The sequence below is a fragment of the Sanguibacter inulinus genome, from assembly GCF_013415325.1.
Taxonomy (GTDB): Bacteria; Actinomycetota; Actinomycetes; order Actinomycetales; family Cellulomonadaceae; genus Sanguibacter; species Sanguibacter inulinus.
This window is the reverse complement of the sequence record NZ_JACBYE010000038.1, coordinates 1-16,124: the sequence shown is the minus strand read 5'-3', so window position 1 is coordinate 16,124 and position 16,124 is coordinate 1. Positions and strand designations below refer to the sequence as shown.

Sequence of the window (16,124 nt, the reverse complement as noted above, 5' to 3'; positions counted from 1 at the left end):
GACATGACCACCGAGACTGCTGGCTCGACCACGAGCCGAGAGATCGACTGGGAGTCCCTGCGCGGGGCTGCCCGCGACATCATGTCCAAGGCCTACGCGCCGTACTCGAAGTTCCCCGTCGGCGCGGCCGCACTGGTGGACGACGGACGGGTCGTCACGGGCTGCAACGTGGAGAACGCCGCCTACGGCGTCGTGCTCTGCGCAGAGTGCGGGCTCGTCTCCTCGCTCGTCGCCTCGGGCGGAGGGCGCCTCGTCGCCTTCACCTGCGTCGACGGGCACGGGAACACCCTCATGCCCTGCGGCCGGTGCCGTCAGCTCCTGTGGGAGCACGGCGGACCGTCGCTGCTCGTCGAGACGATGCGCGGCATCGTCCCCATGAGCGAGGTGCTGCCCGACGCCTTCGGACCTGACGACCTCGTCACCCGGGCCGCCGACGCCTGAGCACGCTGCGGGCGGCGTCCAGCCTGGACGCCGCCCGCACCCGTCCCCCGGGACGGACCGCAGGACGAGCACGACCAGCACGACCGCACCACGAGCACGACCAGCACCACGAGCACGACCAGCACCACGAACACGCAGCGCCTGACCTGCGCCACACAGGGTCGTCCCGCCCACCGGCGGACAGCCCGACCGATGAACGGAGCCACCCACGTGCCACTCACCGAGGACACCCAGCGCAAGGCCGAGGCCTTCGACGCCGTCGACGTCATCCGCGTCAAGCGCGACAAGGGCACGCTGAGCCCGGAGCAGATCGACTGGGTCATCGACGCGTACACCCGCGGCGTGATCGCCGAAGAGCAGATGGCAGCCCTCAACATGGCGATCCTGCTCAACGGCATGGACCGCGAGGAGATCTCCCGCTGGACCGCCGCGATGATCGCCTCGGGCGAGCGCATGGACTTCTCCGCGCTGTCGCACCCGACCTCCGACAAGCACTCGACGGGTGGTGTCGGCGACAAGATCACGCTCCCGCTCGCGCCGCTCGTGGCCGTCTTCGGCGTGGCCGTCCCGCAGCTCTCGGGCCGCGGCCTGGGGCACACCGGCGGCACGCTCGACAAGCTCGAGTCGATCCCCGGGTGGCGCGCGGCGCTGTCCAACGACGAGATGATGCGCCAGCTCGAAGACGTCGGCGCCGTCATCTGCCAGGCCGGCTCGGGCCTCGCCCCGGCCGACCGCAAGCTCTACGCGCTGCGCGACGTCACCGGGACCGTCGAGGCGATCCCGCTCATCGCGTCGTCGATCATGAGCAAGAAGATCGCCGAGGGCACGGGTGCCCTCGTCCTCGACGTCAAGGTCGGGACAGGCGCCTTCATGAAGGACGAGGCCTCCGCACGCGAGCTCGCCCGCACCATGGTGGACCTCGGCACCGACGCGGGTGTCCGCACCGTCGCGCTGCTCACCAACATGTCGACCCCGCTCGGCCTCACCGCGGGCAACGCCCTCGAGGTCCGCGAGTCGGTCGAGGTGCTCGCCGGTGGTGGCCCCTCCGACGTGGTCGACCTCACTGTCGCCCTCGCCGTCGAGATGCTCGCCGGCGCAGGCCGCGACGTCGCAGCGGACGAGGTCCGTGCTGCGCTGTCCGACGGCCGGGCGATGGACCGCTGGCGCGCGATGATCAGCGCCCAGGGCGGGGACGTCGACGCGACGCTCCCCGTCGCGACCGAGAACCAGCAGATCCTCGCCGAGAGCGACGGTGTCCTTACCGGGCTCGACGCCCTCGACGTCGGCATCGCGGCGTGGCGCCTCGGCGCCGGCCGTGCGCGCCGCGAGGACGCCGTCCAGGCAGGTGCCGGTGTCGAGATCCACGCCAAGCCGGGCGACCGCGTCGTCGCAGGCCAGCCGATCCTCACGCTGCACACCGACACCCCCGAGCGCTTCGACCGCGCGCTCGAGATCGCCCGTCACTCGATCACTGTCGAGGCCGAGCCCCGCGGTGACGTCCACCAGGACCTCATCATCGCCAGGATCGACTGAGCCGTGCCGCAGCGGCCAGACCAGCCCGAGCAGCCCCGACCGCCTGCATGGTCGGGCGCCGCGGGCGAGCCTTTCTCCACGGGCGAGCCGGTCGCTGCGGATGAGCCGGTCCCAGCGACCGAGCTGGTCCCTGTGGAAGACCAGCGGCGTCCGCGCGCGGTGTACGGGGTCGGTGACGAGCCCGACGCCAGGTTCTCCCTCGCGAACGAGCGGACAGCGCTCGCGTGGGTGCGGACCGGCCTCGGGCTCGTCGCGGGCGGGGTCGCGCTGACCTCGCTCGCGACCTTCGCCGAGCTCACCGTGCTCCTCGACGTGATCGCCGCCGTCGCCTGCCTCGCCGGGGCGGCCGTCGCCGGCTACGGGTGGCGGACGTGGCGACGCAACGAGATCGCGCTGCGGACCGGGGCGCCGCTCCCGGCCCCGACGGCGCTCCCTGTGCTCGCCGGCGGGGTCGTGCTGATGGCCCTCGTCCTCGCGGGCTACGCCGTGGTGTCGGTCGTCTGATGCCGGCGCCGCACAGCGCCCGGCCCGACCTCTACGGCGCACAGCCCGAACGGACGGCCCTCGCCTGGCAGCGGTCTCTGCTCAGCGTTCAGCTCGGTTCGGTGCTGCTGACCCTGACCGCCGTGCGTGAGCAGGCGTGGGTGCTCGTGATCCTCGGAGCCGGGCTCACCACGGCCGTGGGGTGGTGGTTGCTGGTCCGCGGCCCGGCTCGCCAGAGCGTGGCGCGGCCGCGGCACGAGGGGGACTCCTCGGGACGTCCTGGGCCGGCCGGGGGTCTCCTGAGGCTCGTCGTGGCGGTGTCGCTGCTCGGCACGCTCGGTGTCACGCTCGCGCTCTCTCGTGCCTTCGGTGCGCTGTGAGCAGCAGACGACCGCGCACGGGTCGCCAGCTCTCCGAGCTGCTCTACCTCGTCGGCGGGGGCAGGGCTGTGCTGCCCGCCGGTCCCCAGGGGTCCGTCACCCCGGACGACCGTCGGGGCCGCGTGCGTGCCGTCGTCTCCTCGTTCGGGCCCCGGGGAGCCGTCCAGGTCGACGGCACGACCTGCGGCTCGGCTGCCCTCGTCGTCACCGCAGCAGCCGGTGACCGCGACATCGCACGTCGCCTCACGAACCCCGGTGCCTTCGACCTCGCCCAGCTCGCCGTGAAGGCGGCCAGCACCCGGCGCGCGCTCGCTGGTCTGAGGTGGCCCGGTGCCCTCGGCACCCCGCCGTGGTCAGCCGCGCAGGTCGCCCGGTTCGGGGACCTCACGTATACCCACAGGCTCGTCGTCGACAGCCGCCCGTCGCAGAGCCTGCCGCTGATCGACCTCGCCGTGGCCTGGGCGCGCTCGGGTGTGCCCGTCCCGCTGTACACAGGGGGCGACACCATGACAGGGCTCGCGACGGCTGTGCCCCGGCACGTCGTCGTGCTCACCAGCCCGGACGGTCACGCCCTCGAGGTCTACGAGCCCAGCTCAGGGCGGCTCCACCCTGTCGACGAGGACGGCCTGCGCACCGGAGGCGGGCGGCGACCCGCCTATGGGGGGTGGTCCCACATCACGTGGGTCCTGCTGCCTGTCGGCCCGCCGGGGGCGCGGGGCTGACGAGCGAGACGCGTGCCCAGTCGGACTCGCGCGGCTCGCCGTCGATCGCCTTGCGCGGCTCGCCGTCGAGCGAACCTGCGCGGCTCGCCGTCGGTCGAACCTGCGCGGCTCGCCGTCGGTCGAACCTGCGCGGCTCGCCGCTGTGGACGACGCCCTACGACCAGCCCCGCGACGGTACCGTGGGGGCATGACTTCCGCGCTGCCGATCGCCGCCCTGCCCAAGGTCCTGCTGCACGACCACCTCGACGGTGGTCTGCGTCCGGAGACCATCGTCGAGCTCGCCGCCGAGGTGGGTCACACGCTGCCCACCACGGACCCCGAAGAGCTCCGCCGCTGGTTCTTCGAGGCGGCCGACTCGGGCACGCTCGTGCGCTATCTCGAGACCTTCGACCACACGATCGCGGTCATGCAGACGCGTGACGGCCTCGCACGCGTCGCACGGGAGGCCGTCGTCGACCTCGCCGCCGACGGTGTCGTCTACGCCGAGCAGCGTTGGGCTCCCGAGCAGCACCTCACCGCGGGCCTGACCCTGCAGGATGCCGTCGACGCGGTCCAGGAGGGTCTCGAGCAGGGTGTCGCCGAGGCTGCTGCCGCCGGTCGCACCATCCGAGTCGGTCAGCTCATCACCGCGATGCGCCACGCGGACCGCTGGGAAGAGATCGTCGAGCTCGCTCTGGCCAACCGGGACCGCGGTGTAGTCGGCTTCGACATCGCCGGGGCCGAGGCCGGGTTCCCGCCCTCCCGCTTCCCGCAGGCGTGGCGCACCCTCAACGACGCCGGGTTCCCCACGACCATCCACGCGGGCGAGGCCGACGGGGTCGAGTCCATCTCCGAGGCCGTGCACCTCGGCCAGGCGAGCCGGATCGGCCACGGAGCCCGCATCGTCGAAGACATCGAAGACCTGGGCACCGACGCGCCGCGCTTCGGTCGGGTCGCGCACTGGGTCCGCGACAACCAGATCCCGCTCGAGCTGTGCCCCTCGTCCAACCTGCAGACCGGCATCGCTGCCACCATCGCCGAGCACCCGATCTCCGCCCTGCGCGACCTCGACTTCGCGGTGACGGTCAACACCGACAACCGCCTCATGTCGGCAACCTCCATGACGCGCGAGATGACGCTGCTCGTCGACGAGGCCGGCTGGACCCTCGACGACCTGCGCGACGCGACGCTCGCCGCCGCCTGGAGCGCCTTCATCCACCACGACGAGCGGCACGCACTCGGCGAGCAGATCCTCGCCGGCTACGCAGCCGTCGCGGAGCAGTGACGGCGGTCGACCCGACCGCTCAGCAGGGCCGCGAGAGCGTCACACGCCTCGCCTTCACAGTCACACCTCAGATCCCCGTCACGGTCGACCCGACCCGCGGGGACAGTCCCGAACCACGGAGAGAACGATGAGCCACGAGACCCTCACCCGCGACGAGCTCGCACAGTACGTCGACCACACGCTCCTCAAGCCCGAGTCGACCCAGGCTGACGTCGCCGCGCTCGCCGAGGAGGCGACAGCGCTCGGCACCTACTCGATCTGCATCTCGCCGTCGAAGCTGCCGATCGCCCTGCCCGCCGGCAGCACCGTCAAGATCGCCACGGTGTGCGGGTTCCCCTCCGGCGCCCACCAGCCCGAGGTCAAGGCCGCAGAGGCTGCGCACGCAGTCCTCGACGGTGCCCACGAGGTCGACATGGTGATCAACCTCGGTGCTGCGAAGGCTGGCGACTGGGACCAGGTCCAGGCTGACATCGCTGCGGTCCGGGCTGCCGCCACGCACCCGACGGTCCTCAAGGTGATCATCGAGTCGGCAGCCCTGACCGACGACGAGATCGTCAAGGCCTGCGAGGCGAGCGAGGCCGCGGGTGCCGACTTCGTCAAGACGTCGACCGGCTTCCACCCGGCCGGTGGGGCGAGCGTCCACGCCGTCGAGCTCATGGCCAAGACCGTCGGCGGGCGCCTCGGCGTCAAGGCCAGCGGCGGGGTCCGCACCGCCGCTGACGCCCTCGCGATGATCGAGGCCGGTGCGACGCGCCTCGGACTCTCGGGGACCGCAGCCGTCCTCGACGGGCTCGACGCGCCCGCCGGTTCTGCCTCGACGGAGCAGGCGACGGGTTACTGACACTGCCCACCGGGTAGCCGGGCAGGACCCACCGCGAGACCCGCACGACCTCGGTCGTGCGGGTCTCGTGCTGTCTCTGGCCACTCTCAGGGCGCGCTCCGGCGGCCGGGCGCACGCGCCGGCACCACGCCCAGCGATTGACACGAACCCGCAGGACTGCTGATACTCGACTGTCGGGAAGCGCTCTCCCGAGCCGCGCAGGTCATCGAGGACCGTGCGGGAGATCTGGGCGTCGAATCACCACCGAGCATGCGGCGACCTTCGCTGCCGGCAGCATTGAAAGGATTCAACGATGAATCTCGACCACCGAAGGACCGCGAGCGGGGTGCTCGCGGCCGCCGTCGCCTCGGCGCTCGTGCTCACAGGCTCCGCAGCCGGCGCGGCCTCTCTGGCAGCCGCCACGACGCCCACCCTGCCGGGGAGCCAGAGCAGCCTGGCAACCGCCGTCTCCGGTAGCGAGGGCACCCCCAGGCTCGAAGACCTCGACCGCGGGCTGGTGGCCGCGCGCACGGACGGTGGGGTGTTCCTCAGCTGGCGTCTGCTCGCCCAAGAGGTCACCGGCTCCTCGGAGGCAGGGCTCACAGGCTCAGACTTCGTCGTCTACCGAGACGGCGTCGCGCTCGACACGGTGACCGACAGCACGAGCTATCTCGACCCAGCCGGCACCGCTGGCTCTGTCTACTCCGTCGCGGCGCTGGTCGACGAGGTCGAGCAGCAGCGGAGCGACGAGGTGACGCCGTGGGCGGACACCTTCACCGACGTCCCGCTCGACCGTCCGGCCGACGGGGTCACCCCCGCCGGTGAGGCCTACACCTACGCGGCCAACGACATGAGCGTCGGCGACGTGGACGGCGACGGCACCTACGAGCTCGTGGTCAAGTGGGACCCTTCCAACGCGAAAGACGTCTCGCAGCGCGGCTACACAGGCCCGGTCTTCATCGACACGTACCGCACGGACGGCACCCTGCTGCACCGTGTCGACCTCGGCGTCAACATCCGCGCGGGTGCCCACTACACGCAGTTCCTCGTCTACGACCTCGACGGCGACGGTCGTGCCGAGATGATGCTCAAGACCGCGCCCGGCACACGCACGACCACCTACGACAGCACCGGGGCCGTGACAGCCGAGTCCTACGTGACGATGCCGCAGGCCGACGTCGACGCCGGCTACACGCACGACGACGACTACCGCATGAGTGCAGCCGACTACCGCGAGCACCTGGTCGACGTCTTCCAGGGGTGGAGCGAGCACCCGGAGGTCGTCGCCGGGGCCTGGCCGGCCACCCTCCAGGAGGCTCTCGCCCTCGACGGGGTCGAACCGCTCCCCGGCATGGACTACCCGCTGAGCCGCCAGGACGCCGAGGTCGTGGCCGACCACTTCATCGACGACTTCGCGCCGGCCCGCAGCTCTCGCAACGTGCTCCGTGACTTCGAGGGCTTCGTCCTCGACGGGCCTGAGTACCTGACGGTCTTCGACGGTGCGACGGGTGCCGAGCTCGAGACCGTCCCCTACGCACCCGGGCGCACCGACGACGGGCTCCTGTGGGGCGACTACGCGATGTCACGCATCGAGCCGGGCAACAGGGTCGACAGGTTCCTCGCGACGGTGGCCTACCTCGACGGCGAGCACCCGAGCGCCGTGTTCGCCCGTGGCTACTACACGCGGTCGACCCTGGTGGCCTACGACTGGGACGGCGAGCACCTCACCCAGCGCTGGGACGTCGACAGCGGCTGGACGCCCATGAGCAACCCCTTCAACGACTCCCCCCACGGGGTCGAGGGCACAGACCCAGCGTTCGGCACCCTCACCACCCAAGGATTCCACTCGCTGAGCTCGGCCGACGTGGACGGAGACGGCAGGCAGGAGATCGTCTACGGCTCGGCGACCATCGACGACGACGGGCAGTCCCTGCTCTACAGCAGCTATGACGTGCTCCCGCCGGGCAGCGCAGACCCGGGTGCCCTGGCCAAGCTGGGCCACGGCGACGCGATGCACGTGACAGACATCGACCCGGACCGCCCGGGGCTCGAGATCTTCACGGTCCACGAGGGCGGCGCGTACGCCCCCTACGGCTACGCGCTGCGCGAGGCGGCGACCGGCGAGGTGCTCTTCGGCGAGTACTCGGGCGTCGACACCGGACGCGGCATGATCGGTGACGTCGAGCCCGGCACCCGCGGCGTCGAGGTCTGGGCCGGCAGCCCTGTCGGGGAGACCCTGGGGCTGCAGGCCGCCGACGGCACGGCGCTCGGCGACGCTGCTCCAGGCACGAACATGAGCATCCTCTGGCAGCCCGACCTCACGCGGCAGATCGTCGAGGGGTCGGGGACGCAGACGCCCGTGGTCCGTGACTGGGCCTCGGGCGAGGCTCTTCTCACGGCGACGGGCACGCTGACCAACAACGGCACCAAGGGCACACCGTCCCTCGTGGCGGACATCCTCGGCGACTGGCGCGAAGAGCTCTTGGTGCGCACCGCAGACTCGTCGGCGATCCGCATCTACACGAGCGCCACGGTCTCCCAGACCAAGATGTACACGCTCATGCACGACCCGCAGTACAGGGCAGAGGTCGCCCGGCAGCAGACGACGTACAACCAGCCCTCGTACGTGGGCTTCTACCTCGCGTCGGGCATGACCGCGCAGGACTGGTCTCGGGTCCCGGTCCCGACAGTCGTCACCGAGCCGAGCCTCGTGGTCGACGCGACCGCGACCTCGGCGGTCTCGGGTGAGGCCGTCGCGCTCGACGTCAGGCTCGGCTCCGGGTACCCCGCAGTGCCCACAGGGCAGGTCGAGCTCGTGGTGGACGGAGCCGTGAGCGGTGCGCCGCTCGACCTGGTCGACGGTGCTGTGCGCGTCGACGTCCCGGTGCTCGCCGTCGGTGACCACAGCCTCACCGTCCGTTACCTCGGGGACCAGCGCTACACCGCCGTCGAGAGCGGCACCCTGCCGCTCTCGATCACCCGGGGCGCTGTCGACGTCGTCCTCACGACAGCCGGAGGACCGGCCGTGTCGACGGCGCAGGACGACCAGGCACGCGCGCTCGCGCAGGCTGTCGAGTCCGGGACCGTGTCCGTCTCGGTCGTCCCGCAGGCCCCGGCGACGGGTGTGCCGACGGGCACCGTCGAGGCGACCGTCGACGGCGTGCCCTCGGGACTCGTCGTCGAGCTCGCCGACGGGACAGCGGTGCTGTCGTTGGCAGACCTGCCAGCGGGGGAGCGGACGCTCCTGGTCGGCTACTCCGGCGACCCGGCGTTCGAGGGCGCGCAGTCAGCCCCGGTCATCGTCACCGTCGCGCAGGACGGGACCGTCCTCCCGGTCCCGACGGACCCGGCACCGGGGACCGACCCGGCTCCCGGGGCGGACGCGGCCCCGACCGAGGCGCCCCAGGCCGGTTCCGGTGCTGGGCAGCAGAGCAGCGGGCTCGCCGTCACGGGGACCGAGGTCGCCTCCCTCGGTGTCGCCGCGCTGCTGCTCGCTGCGGCCGGGTGGCTGGCGCTGCGCGCTGCCCGTCGCCGACGCGAGGTCTGACCACGCCGCTGTGCACCCCGGGCCTCCAGCCCGGGGTGCACAGCCTGAGTGCACAGCCTGGGTGCACAGCTCGGGGCGCGCAGCCACGTGAGCGAGATCGCTGCACCCCGAGAGCGATTCCGGGGTTAGGGTTGCCTTAGTCAACTGATGGAGGCATCACCGTGTCAGCAGAGTCATCCCTGTCGGGCCAGCCGGGATCCGGCGAGCCGCAGGTGCCGGTCACGGCCACCGACGCGCCCGTGACGCCTCCGGTCCGTGAGGGCCGCCCTGTCCGCGTCCCGACCCAGACCGTCGTGGTCCGCACCGAGCGTCTCACCCCGCACATGGTGCGCGTCGTGCTCGGTGGTCCAGGACTGGCGGGCTTCGACCCGACAGAGTTCACCGACCGCTACGTCAAGCTCTGCTTCCCGCCCGAGGTCGAGGGGCAGCGGGACAGGCAGCGCACGTACACGGTCCGCTGGTACGACGCCGCCGCGGGCGAGCTCGCGATCGACTTCGTGGTGCACGGCGACACCGGGCTCGCCGGACCGTGGGCGGCCTCGGCCCAGGCGGGCGACCCGATGCCGCTGCTCGGTCCGGGTGGCGCGTACGCCCCGGCGGCCGACGCCGACTGGCACCTGCTCGTCGGGGACGAGAGCGCTCTGCCCGCCATCGCCTCGGCCCTCGAGGCCATGCCTGCGGGAGCCCGCGTCAAGGTGTTCCTCGAGGTCGACGGACCCGACGGTGAGCTGCCGCTCACGTCGCCGGCGACCAGCGTGGACGGTGGCCCGCTCGTCACCTGGGTGCACCGAGGCGTCGCCGGTCACGCGGTGGCCGGCGCCGAGGACTCACCCCTCGTCGAGGCCGTGACGGGGTGGGAGTTCCCGGCCGGCGTCCCGCAGGTGTTCCTGCACGGCGACGCCGGCTTCGTCAGAGACATCCGCAGGTTCCTGCGCGGCGAGCGAGACGTACCGGTCTCGGCGCTCTCCGCCTCCGGCTACTGGCGGCGTGGCCGCACCGAAGAAGGCTGGCGCAGCGACAAGGCAGCGTGGAAGGCCGACGTCGACTCCGACGACGCCGCGCTCGCGGGCTGAGGCCCCTGGTCGACCGGGCGCCGAGACGTCCCATCCCCGCGGCCTCAGCCCGTCGTACCAGCAGCCGTGCCTGACCTCTCCACGAGGATCGCGAGCTGGACCCGACCGTCCAGGTCGAGCTTGGTGAGCACGTTGCTCAGGTGGGTCTTCACGGTCGCCCCGCTGACGAACAGCTGGCGCCCGATCTCGTCGTTGGTGAGTCCGGCGTGCACACCGAGGGCGATCTGCCGTTCTCGGTCGGTGAGCACGGCCAGCCGGCCCGCGGCTCCGTCGCGCACAGGGCCGTGGCGGTCGCTCGTCACGTGGTCGACCAGGTAGCGCGCGACGGCGGGCGAGAGCGACGCGTCTCCGGCCATGACGTCGTGCACGGCCACCTTGATCGCCGACGGCGAGGTGTCTTTGAGCAGGAACCCGCGGGCGCCCGCGTCGAGGGCGCGCAGCACCTGCTCGTCTGCCCCGAAGCTCGTCATCGCGACCACCTCGGGTGCTCCGGGCAGGGCACGGACCGCGGCGGTCGCCTCGACGCCGTGCACACGGCGCATCCGCAGGTCCATGAGGACGAGGTCAGGGTGGTGCGCCTGCACGGCCTCGACGACTGCGTCACCGTCGTCGGCCTCGGCGACCACCTCGATGCCGGGGTCGCTGTCGAGGATCTGGCGCAGGGAGCGGCGGACGAGCGGGTCGTCGTCGACGAGCAGGACGCGGATCACGTCTCACATGCTAGGCCGCGCGAGGACTCACCCGCGCACAGACCCGTGCGGGCCCTCGACGGGTCAGGCGCTGTGCACCACCCACGGCAGCCAGACGTCGACGACGAAGCGTCCGTCGTGCGGCCCGACCTGAGCGCGTCCGCCGAGCAGGCGGACCCTCTCGTGGATCCCCGTGACCCCGGCTCCAGCCCCGGGCACCCCGCCCGCTCGTGCCTCGCGGGGGAGCGGGTTCGACACGCGCAGGTGCAGCCCTGAAGCCGCAGACGCCGTGAGTGCGACGTCGAGCGGCAGGCTGGGGGCGTGCTTGCTCGCATTGGTGAGCGACTCCTGCACGATCCTGTAGACGGCGTGGGTGAACGGTGCGCTCGCCGACGTCGCATCGCTCACCACGACTGTCGCGACGACCGGGGTGCCGGCCTCGCGCGTCGTGGTGAGCAGCTCGGCGAGGTCGTCGAGGGAGAGCTGGACCGGCGGCTCCGTGGTCGCCGACCGGGCCGAGGCCGGGTCGCGCAGCACCCCGATCAACCCTCGGAGGTCGTCGAGCGACCTGTGCGCGTTCGCCTGGACGGCGCTCGCGGCCTCCTGGAGCTCGGGGTCACCCGCAGCGACCACCTCGAGCGCTCCTGCCTGCAAGGAGACGAGCGAGAGCCTGTGGGCGAGGGTGTCGTGGACCTCCCGGGCGATGAGGTCTCGCTCTTCCTGGCGCGTGAGCTCGGTGCGCAGGTGCTCGGTGGTCTGTGCCTGCTCACGGCTCTGAGCGCGCACCTCGGTGAGGTCTCGGCGAGCCCGTCGGTAGAGCCCGACGCCGACAGCCACGCCCAGGGCGAGGACGAAGACCAGCACGTGCGACCAGACCGGCGCGGCGACGACCTCCCCGCCGGGCTGCGTCGAGGAGAAGACCTGTCCTGCTGCGGGTCGCGACGCGTCGCGCAGCACCGCGGTGCCTGTCGCGAGCGTCACGAGCCCTCCGACGGCCAGCACCTCACGTCTCGGTCTCGTGGCGACGACGGACGCGAGCCCGACGAGCGCCACGAAGGAGTCCCCTGGGAGCAGCAGGGCGTAGATCGAGCCGACCACGGCGACCAGGACGGGATAGCGCCCGCGCACCAGGACGAGAGACGCGACCCCTGTGCCGAGGACCATCCCCGCACCGGCCCACGCGAGGCGCAGCCCCGAGGCCGGTTGAGGCATCGCCGAGTACGACGAGGCGACGAGCATGCTGGCCAGCGCGAAGACCACGAGGACGACGTGGAGCGCGACGGTGCCGGGTCTCCAGGCTCCTGGTGAGGCGGGGCGCTTCTCGGTGGGTGGCACAGCGTCAGCGTAGGGCCGGGCACCGACGTGGTCGTCGCCCGGGTGGGTGGTGTCGCGGGTGGTTCCTCACCCGGTCGGGGCTGCAGGACGCCCCGACCGGGCGATGCGACCGACCTGCCGGGAGCGGTCGGATAGGGGCACACCAGCACCCACGACACGAACGAGGCCGTCATGACCGCAGCACCCAGCTCCCAGCCGACCCCCGAGCACCCCCAGGGGCCGGGGCCGTACCCGTCAGTCCAGGTCCCGGCCGGGTACGTGCTGGCCACGGCACCGAAGAAGAAGGGCTTCGTCCGACGCCACAAGCTGCTCAGCCTCGTCCTGCTGGTGGTCGTCGTAGTGGTGCTCGCCCAGCTCGCCGGGGGCGGCGACGGGGCCCCGGCTCCTGCAGGGGCTCCGACGACCTCGCCGGCTGCCCCGGCCCAGGACGCCCCGCCCGGAGAAGATCCTGCTCCGCCCGCCGAGGCTGCCCCGCCCGCCGAGGCGGCTCCGGGCGTCGGCACACCTGTCGCGGACGGCAAGCTGCAGTTCACCGTGACCAGCGTCGAGGCAGGGGTCCCGAGCATCGGCGACGACCTCTTCGGCGTCACGGCCCAGGGGCAGTACGTGCTGGTCCACATGACGGTGACCAACGTCGGCGACGAGGCCCAGCTCTTCGACGCGAGCTCGCAGACGCTGCTCGACGGTCAGGGGCGCACGCACTCCGCAGACTCTGGCGCGGCGATCTACCTGCCCGACTCGAACAGCTTCCTCACGAGCATCAACCCGGGCAACACCGTCGACGGCATCGTGGTCTTCGACGTGCCCGCCGACGCGACACCGGTGTCGGTCGAGCTTCACGACTCCCCGTTCTCCGGGGGCGTCACGGTCGCGCTCGGCTGAGCATGCCCTCAGTGGTCGCGAGGCTGCGGGCAGACGGCAGGAGGGGTGGGCGAGTATCTCCTCGCCCACCCCTCCTGCTGTCAGTGCACCAGCTCGGTCCTGTCAGGCCGGAGAGATCCCGAGCGCCGACGACATGTCGGCGCGGATCGCCTGGAGCCGTCCGGCTGCGGTGTGCCGCGCCTCGGTGACCTCGTCGACGCTCGCGTCAGAGGCGACCGGGACGATCACCTCGAGGTAGCACTTGACCTTCGGCTCGGTGCCGCTGGGGCGCACGATGACGCGTGAGCCGTCCTCGGCGACGAGCCGCAGACCGTCGGTCGGCGGCAGCCCGTCGACACCGTCGGAGAGGTCGACGGTCTCGATCACGGCGGACCCCGCCAGGCTGGCAGGCGGGGACGTGCGCAGGCGCTGCATCGTCAGCGGGATCTGCGCGAGGTCGGTGAACCGGGCCGACAGCTGGTCGGTCAGGTGCAGCCCGTGCGCACGGGCCAGGTCGTCGAGGGCGTCGACGAGGGTGCGACCCTGCGCCTTGAGCCTGTCGGCGAGCTGGACCATGAGCAGGGCAGCGCTGATGCCGTCCTTGTCCCGCACGGTGCCCGGGTCGACGCAGTAGCCGAGGGCCTCTTCGTAGCCGAAGACGAGACCGTCCACGCGTGAGATCCACTTGAAGCCCGTGAGGGTCGACGCGTGGTCGAGACCGTGCGCAGCCGCGATCCGGCCGAGCAGACGCGAGGAGACGATCGAGCTGGCGAGCAGCCCGCTCGTCTCCCGCGAGGCGACGAGCTCCCCGAGGAGCGCCCCGACCTCGTCGCCGTGCAGCATCCGCCAGCCCTCGCGAGGACCTGTGTCACCGCCGGAGTTCGTGGCGAAGTCCTGCTCGGCACGGTGGTCCTTGACCGCCACGGCGCACCTGTCGGCGTCGGGGTCGTTCGCGATCACGAGGTCTGCCCCGAGGGTCTGCGCGTAGGCGAGCGACAGGTCGATCGCACCAGGCTCTTCGGGGTTCGGGAAGGCGACGGTCGGGAAGGCCGGGTCCGGGTCGGCCTGCTCGGGCACGAGGAACACGTCCTGGTACCCGGCTGCCCGCAGGACGTGGTCGACGACAGCACCACCGACACCGTGCAGCGGCGTGACGACGATGCTCAGGTCACGCGGGGCGGTGTCGTCCGCGAGGGCGCCGACGGCGTCGAGGTAGGCCGTGAGGACCTCAGGGCCGGCGATGCTCCAGCCCTCCTCGGCCCGGGGGACCTGGACAGCCGGCGGAGCTGCGGCGATCTTCGCCGCGATGAGAGCGTCGAAGGGCGGCACGATCTGCGCGCCCTGGCCCGAGCCCGTGACGGCGCGCCCGCCGAGGTACACCTTGTAGCCGTTGTCCGCAGGCGGGTTGTGGCTCGCTGTGACCATCACGCCGGCGTCGGCGTCGAGGTGACGCACCGCGAAGGCGAGGACAGGCGTGGGCAGCGCCGAGGGCAGCAGCACCACGTCGAGACCGGCAGCCGTGAACACCGCGGCGCTGTCGAGGGCGTAGGTGTGGGAGTTGTGGCGCGCGTCGTAGCCGACGACGATCTTCGGTCGTGCCGGAGCCGCAGGCTCGTGACGGTGCAGCAGACCGTGCTTGTGATCAGGCTGGGCATCCTGCTCGCCGAGCGAGTCGACGAGGTAGGCGGCCAGGCCTGCGGCGGCGCGCAGGATCACGGCACGGTTCATGCGGTTGGGCCCGGCCTGCATCGCACCGCGCAGCCCGGCGGTGCCGAACTGCAACGACCCGGAGAACCTGTCGCGCAGGTCCTCCAGGGCCGCCTCGCGGACGGTCTCGTCCTCGGAGCGGATGGTCTGGAGGACCGCTGTGAGCTCGTTGCGCGAGAACGCGTCGGGGTCGTCGGCGATCCACGCCTCGACCCGGCGGGTGAGCGAGGCGACGTCTTCAGCGCCGGAGCCTGCGTCCGCGCCCGTCGCGCCGCTCGTGCTGTCGATGCTGTCTGTGCTGTCGGTGCTCGTCATGTCAGATCTTCTTCACGATCTCGGCCAGCAGCGCGCTGATGCGCGGACCCGCGGCCTGGCCGGCTTCGATGACCTCGGCGTGCGACAGCGGCACAGGGCTGATGCCGGCGGCGAGGTTGGTGACGAGCGAGATCCCGAGGACCTCCATGCCGACCTGGCGGGCGGCGATGGCCTCGAGCGTCGTCGACATGCCCACGAGCGATCCACCCATGATCCCGGCCATGCGGACCTCGGCAGGGGTCTCGTAGTGCGGGCCGGGGAACTGGACGTAGGTGCCCTCGGGCAGCGTCGGGTCGACCTCGTGGGCGAGCCCGCGCAGCCGGCTCGAGTACAGGTCGGTGAGGTCGACGAAGGTCGCACCCTCGAGCGGCGACGTCGCCGTGAGGTTGATATGGTCGTCGATGAGCACCGGGGTGCCGGGCGTCCAGTCGGTGTTCAGACCGCCGCAGCCGTTGGTGAGGATCGCGGTCTTCGCGCCGGCAGCCGCGGCTGTGCGCATGCCGTGCACGACGGCGCGCACGCCCTTGCCCTCGTAGAGGTGCGTGCGGGAGCCGAGGACCAGCGCGTGCTTGCCGGTGGCCTCGATGCGGATCGAGCGCAGCGTGCCGACGTGGCCTGCGACGGCAGGCTTGCCGAAGCCGGGGACCTCGTCGCTCGAGAGCTCGGCGACGGTCTCGCCGAGCAGGTCCGCCGCGCCGCCCCAGCCAGAGCCGAGGACGAGGGCGATGTCGTGCGACTCGATGCCGGTCGCGCGCGCGATGTACGCCGCTGCCTCGCGGGCGTTCTCGAAGGGGTCGGCGTCGGCGCCGGGCTGGTGGGGGACAGGAGAAGTCGTCATGGACTGAGGTTATCCGTACCGCGGGCCTGCGACGAGAGGACACTCGCCGTGCCGGGGTCGCCGACCGGCACGGGTGCACCTGGGATAGTGGTGCCGTGACTCAGACACCCCCCGTG

General features: G+C 72.0%; 14 protein-coding genes. 10 read left to right on the top strand and 4 right to left on the bottom strand.

The window, feature by feature from the left end; all coding sequences use genetic code 11:
* The first annotated feature begins 3 nt into the window (after positions 1 to 3).
* From HZZ10_RS13815 to HZZ10_RS13775, 9 genes are all read left to right on the top strand, one after another.
* Positions 4 to 441: a cytidine deaminase gene (locus HZZ10_RS13815; RefSeq protein ID WP_179913950.1), complete on the top strand. Its 438-nt coding sequence runs from the start codon at positions 4 to 6 to the stop codon at positions 439 to 441.
* A 192-nt stretch (positions 442 to 633) separates the two neighbouring features.
* The gene (locus tag HZZ10_RS13810; RefSeq protein WP_179913949.1) at positions 634 to 1,974 is read left to right on the top strand and encodes a thymidine phosphorylase; all 1,341 of its coding nucleotides are present in this window, start codon (positions 634 to 636) and stop codon (positions 1,972 to 1,974) included.
* A gap of 132 nt (positions 1,975 to 2,106) precedes the next feature.
* Positions 2,107 to 2,478 carry a YidH family protein gene (locus tag HZZ10_RS13805; protein WP_179913948.1) on the top strand — a complete coding sequence of 124 codons (372 nt, stop codon included), beginning with the start codon at positions 2,107 to 2,109 and terminating at the stop codon, positions 2,476 to 2,478.
* Entirely contained in the window at positions 2,478 to 2,837 is a 360-nt protein-coding gene (locus HZZ10_RS13800) for a hypothetical protein (protein ID WP_179913947.1), read from the top strand. The genes HZZ10_RS13805 and HZZ10_RS13800 overlap by 1 nt, the downstream gene beginning before the upstream one ends.
* A complete protein-coding gene (locus HZZ10_RS13795) occupies positions 2,834 to 3,559 on the top strand; it encodes a hypothetical protein (protein ID WP_179913946.1) in 726 nt (241 codons plus the stop codon). Before HZZ10_RS13800 ends, HZZ10_RS13795 begins: the two co-directional genes overlap by 4 nt.
* 187 nt (positions 3,560 to 3,746) lie before the next feature.
* The gene (locus HZZ10_RS13790; RefSeq protein WP_179913945.1) at positions 3,747 to 4,823 is read left to right on the top strand and encodes an adenosine deaminase; all 1,077 of its coding nucleotides are present in this window, start codon (positions 3,747 to 3,749) and stop codon (positions 4,821 to 4,823) included.
* Between the two features lie 127 nt (positions 4,824 to 4,950).
* Entirely contained in the window at positions 4,951 to 5,664 is a 714-nt protein-coding gene (gene deoC, locus HZZ10_RS13785; RefSeq protein WP_179913944.1) for a deoxyribose-phosphate aldolase, read from the top strand.
* A gap of 292 nt (positions 5,665 to 5,956) precedes the next feature.
* A complete protein-coding gene (locus HZZ10_RS19865; RefSeq protein ID WP_179913943.1) occupies positions 5,957 to 9,190 on the top strand; it encodes a rhamnogalacturonan lyase family protein in 3,234 nt (1,077 codons plus the stop codon).
* 161 nt (positions 9,191 to 9,351) lie between these two features.
* Positions 9,352 to 10,263 (top strand): siderophore-interacting protein, encoded by a 912-nt coding sequence (locus HZZ10_RS13775; RefSeq protein ID WP_308507581.1) that lies wholly within the window; start codon positions 9,352 to 9,354, stop codon positions 10,261 to 10,263.
* A 44-nt stretch (positions 10,264 to 10,307) separates the two neighbouring features.
* On the opposite strand, the gene HZZ10_RS13770 is transcribed toward HZZ10_RS13775, so the two are convergent.
* Together HZZ10_RS13770 and HZZ10_RS13765 are read right to left on the bottom strand one after the other, a co-directional pair.
* Positions 10,308 to 10,973, bottom strand: a complete 666-nt coding sequence (locus HZZ10_RS13770; protein ID WP_179913942.1) for a response regulator — start codon at positions 10,971 to 10,973, stop codon at positions 10,308 to 10,310.
* A gap of 63 nt (positions 10,974 to 11,036) precedes the next feature.
* On the bottom strand, positions 11,037 to 12,287 hold the full coding sequence (locus HZZ10_RS13765) for a sensor histidine kinase (RefSeq protein WP_179913941.1): 1,251 nt from the start codon (positions 12,285 to 12,287) through the stop codon (positions 11,037 to 11,039).
* Positions 12,288 to 12,458: 171 nt separating this feature from the next.
* On the opposite strand from HZZ10_RS13765, the gene HZZ10_RS13760 reads away from it, so the two are divergent.
* Positions 12,459 to 13,169, top strand: coding sequence for a DUF4352 domain-containing protein (locus tag HZZ10_RS13760; RefSeq protein WP_179913940.1), 711 nt, complete (start codon positions 12,459 to 12,461; stop codon positions 13,167 to 13,169).
* Positions 13,170 to 13,271: 102 nt separating this feature from the next.
* Here HZZ10_RS13760 and HZZ10_RS13755 read toward each other — a convergent pair whose 3' ends face one another.
* Both HZZ10_RS13755 and HZZ10_RS13750 read right to left on the bottom strand, forming a co-directional pair.
* On the bottom strand, positions 13,272 to 15,170 hold the full coding sequence (locus HZZ10_RS13755; protein ID WP_179913939.1) for a phospho-sugar mutase: 1,899 nt from the start codon (positions 15,168 to 15,170) through the stop codon (positions 13,272 to 13,274).
* Position 15,171: 1 nt separating this feature from the next.
* Entirely contained in the window at positions 15,172 to 16,008 is an 837-nt protein-coding gene (locus HZZ10_RS13750) for a purine-nucleoside phosphorylase (RefSeq protein WP_056129571.1), read from the bottom strand.
* Positions 16,009 to 16,124: the final 116 nt, after the last annotated feature.

Bases quoted from the DNA above. Each gene is read 5' to 3' on its own strand.
- HZZ10_RS13815 (WP_179913950.1), top strand. From the start codon at position 4: ATGACCACCGAGACTGCTGGCTCGACCACGAGCCGAGAGATCGACTGG.
- HZZ10_RS13810 (WP_179913949.1), top strand. From the start codon at position 634: ATGAACGGAGCCACCCACGTGCCACTCACCGAGGACACCCAGCGCAAG.
- HZZ10_RS13800 (WP_179913947.1), top strand. From the start codon at position 2,478: ATGCCGGCGCCGCACAGCGCCCGGCCCGACCTCTACGGCGCACAGCCC.
- HZZ10_RS13790 (WP_179913945.1), top strand. From the start codon at position 3,747: ATGACTTCCGCGCTGCCGATCGCCGCCCTGCCCAAGGTCCTGCTGCAC.
- deoC (WP_179913944.1), top strand. From the start codon at position 4,951: ATGAGCCACGAGACCCTCACCCGCGACGAGCTCGCACAGTACGTCGAC.
- HZZ10_RS19865 (WP_179913943.1), top strand. From the start codon at position 5,957: ATGAATCTCGACCACCGAAGGACCGCGAGCGGGGTGCTCGCGGCCGCC.
- HZZ10_RS13760 (WP_179913940.1), top strand. From the start codon at position 12,459: ATGACCGCAGCACCCAGCTCCCAGCCGACCCCCGAGCACCCCCAGGGG.
- HZZ10_RS13755 (WP_179913939.1), bottom strand. From the start codon at position 15,170: ATGACGAGCACCGACAGCACAGACAGCATCGACAGCACGAGCGGCGCG.
- HZZ10_RS13750 (WP_056129571.1), bottom strand. From the start codon at position 16,008: ATGACGACTTCTCCTGTCCCCCACCAGCCCGGCGCCGACGCCGACCCC.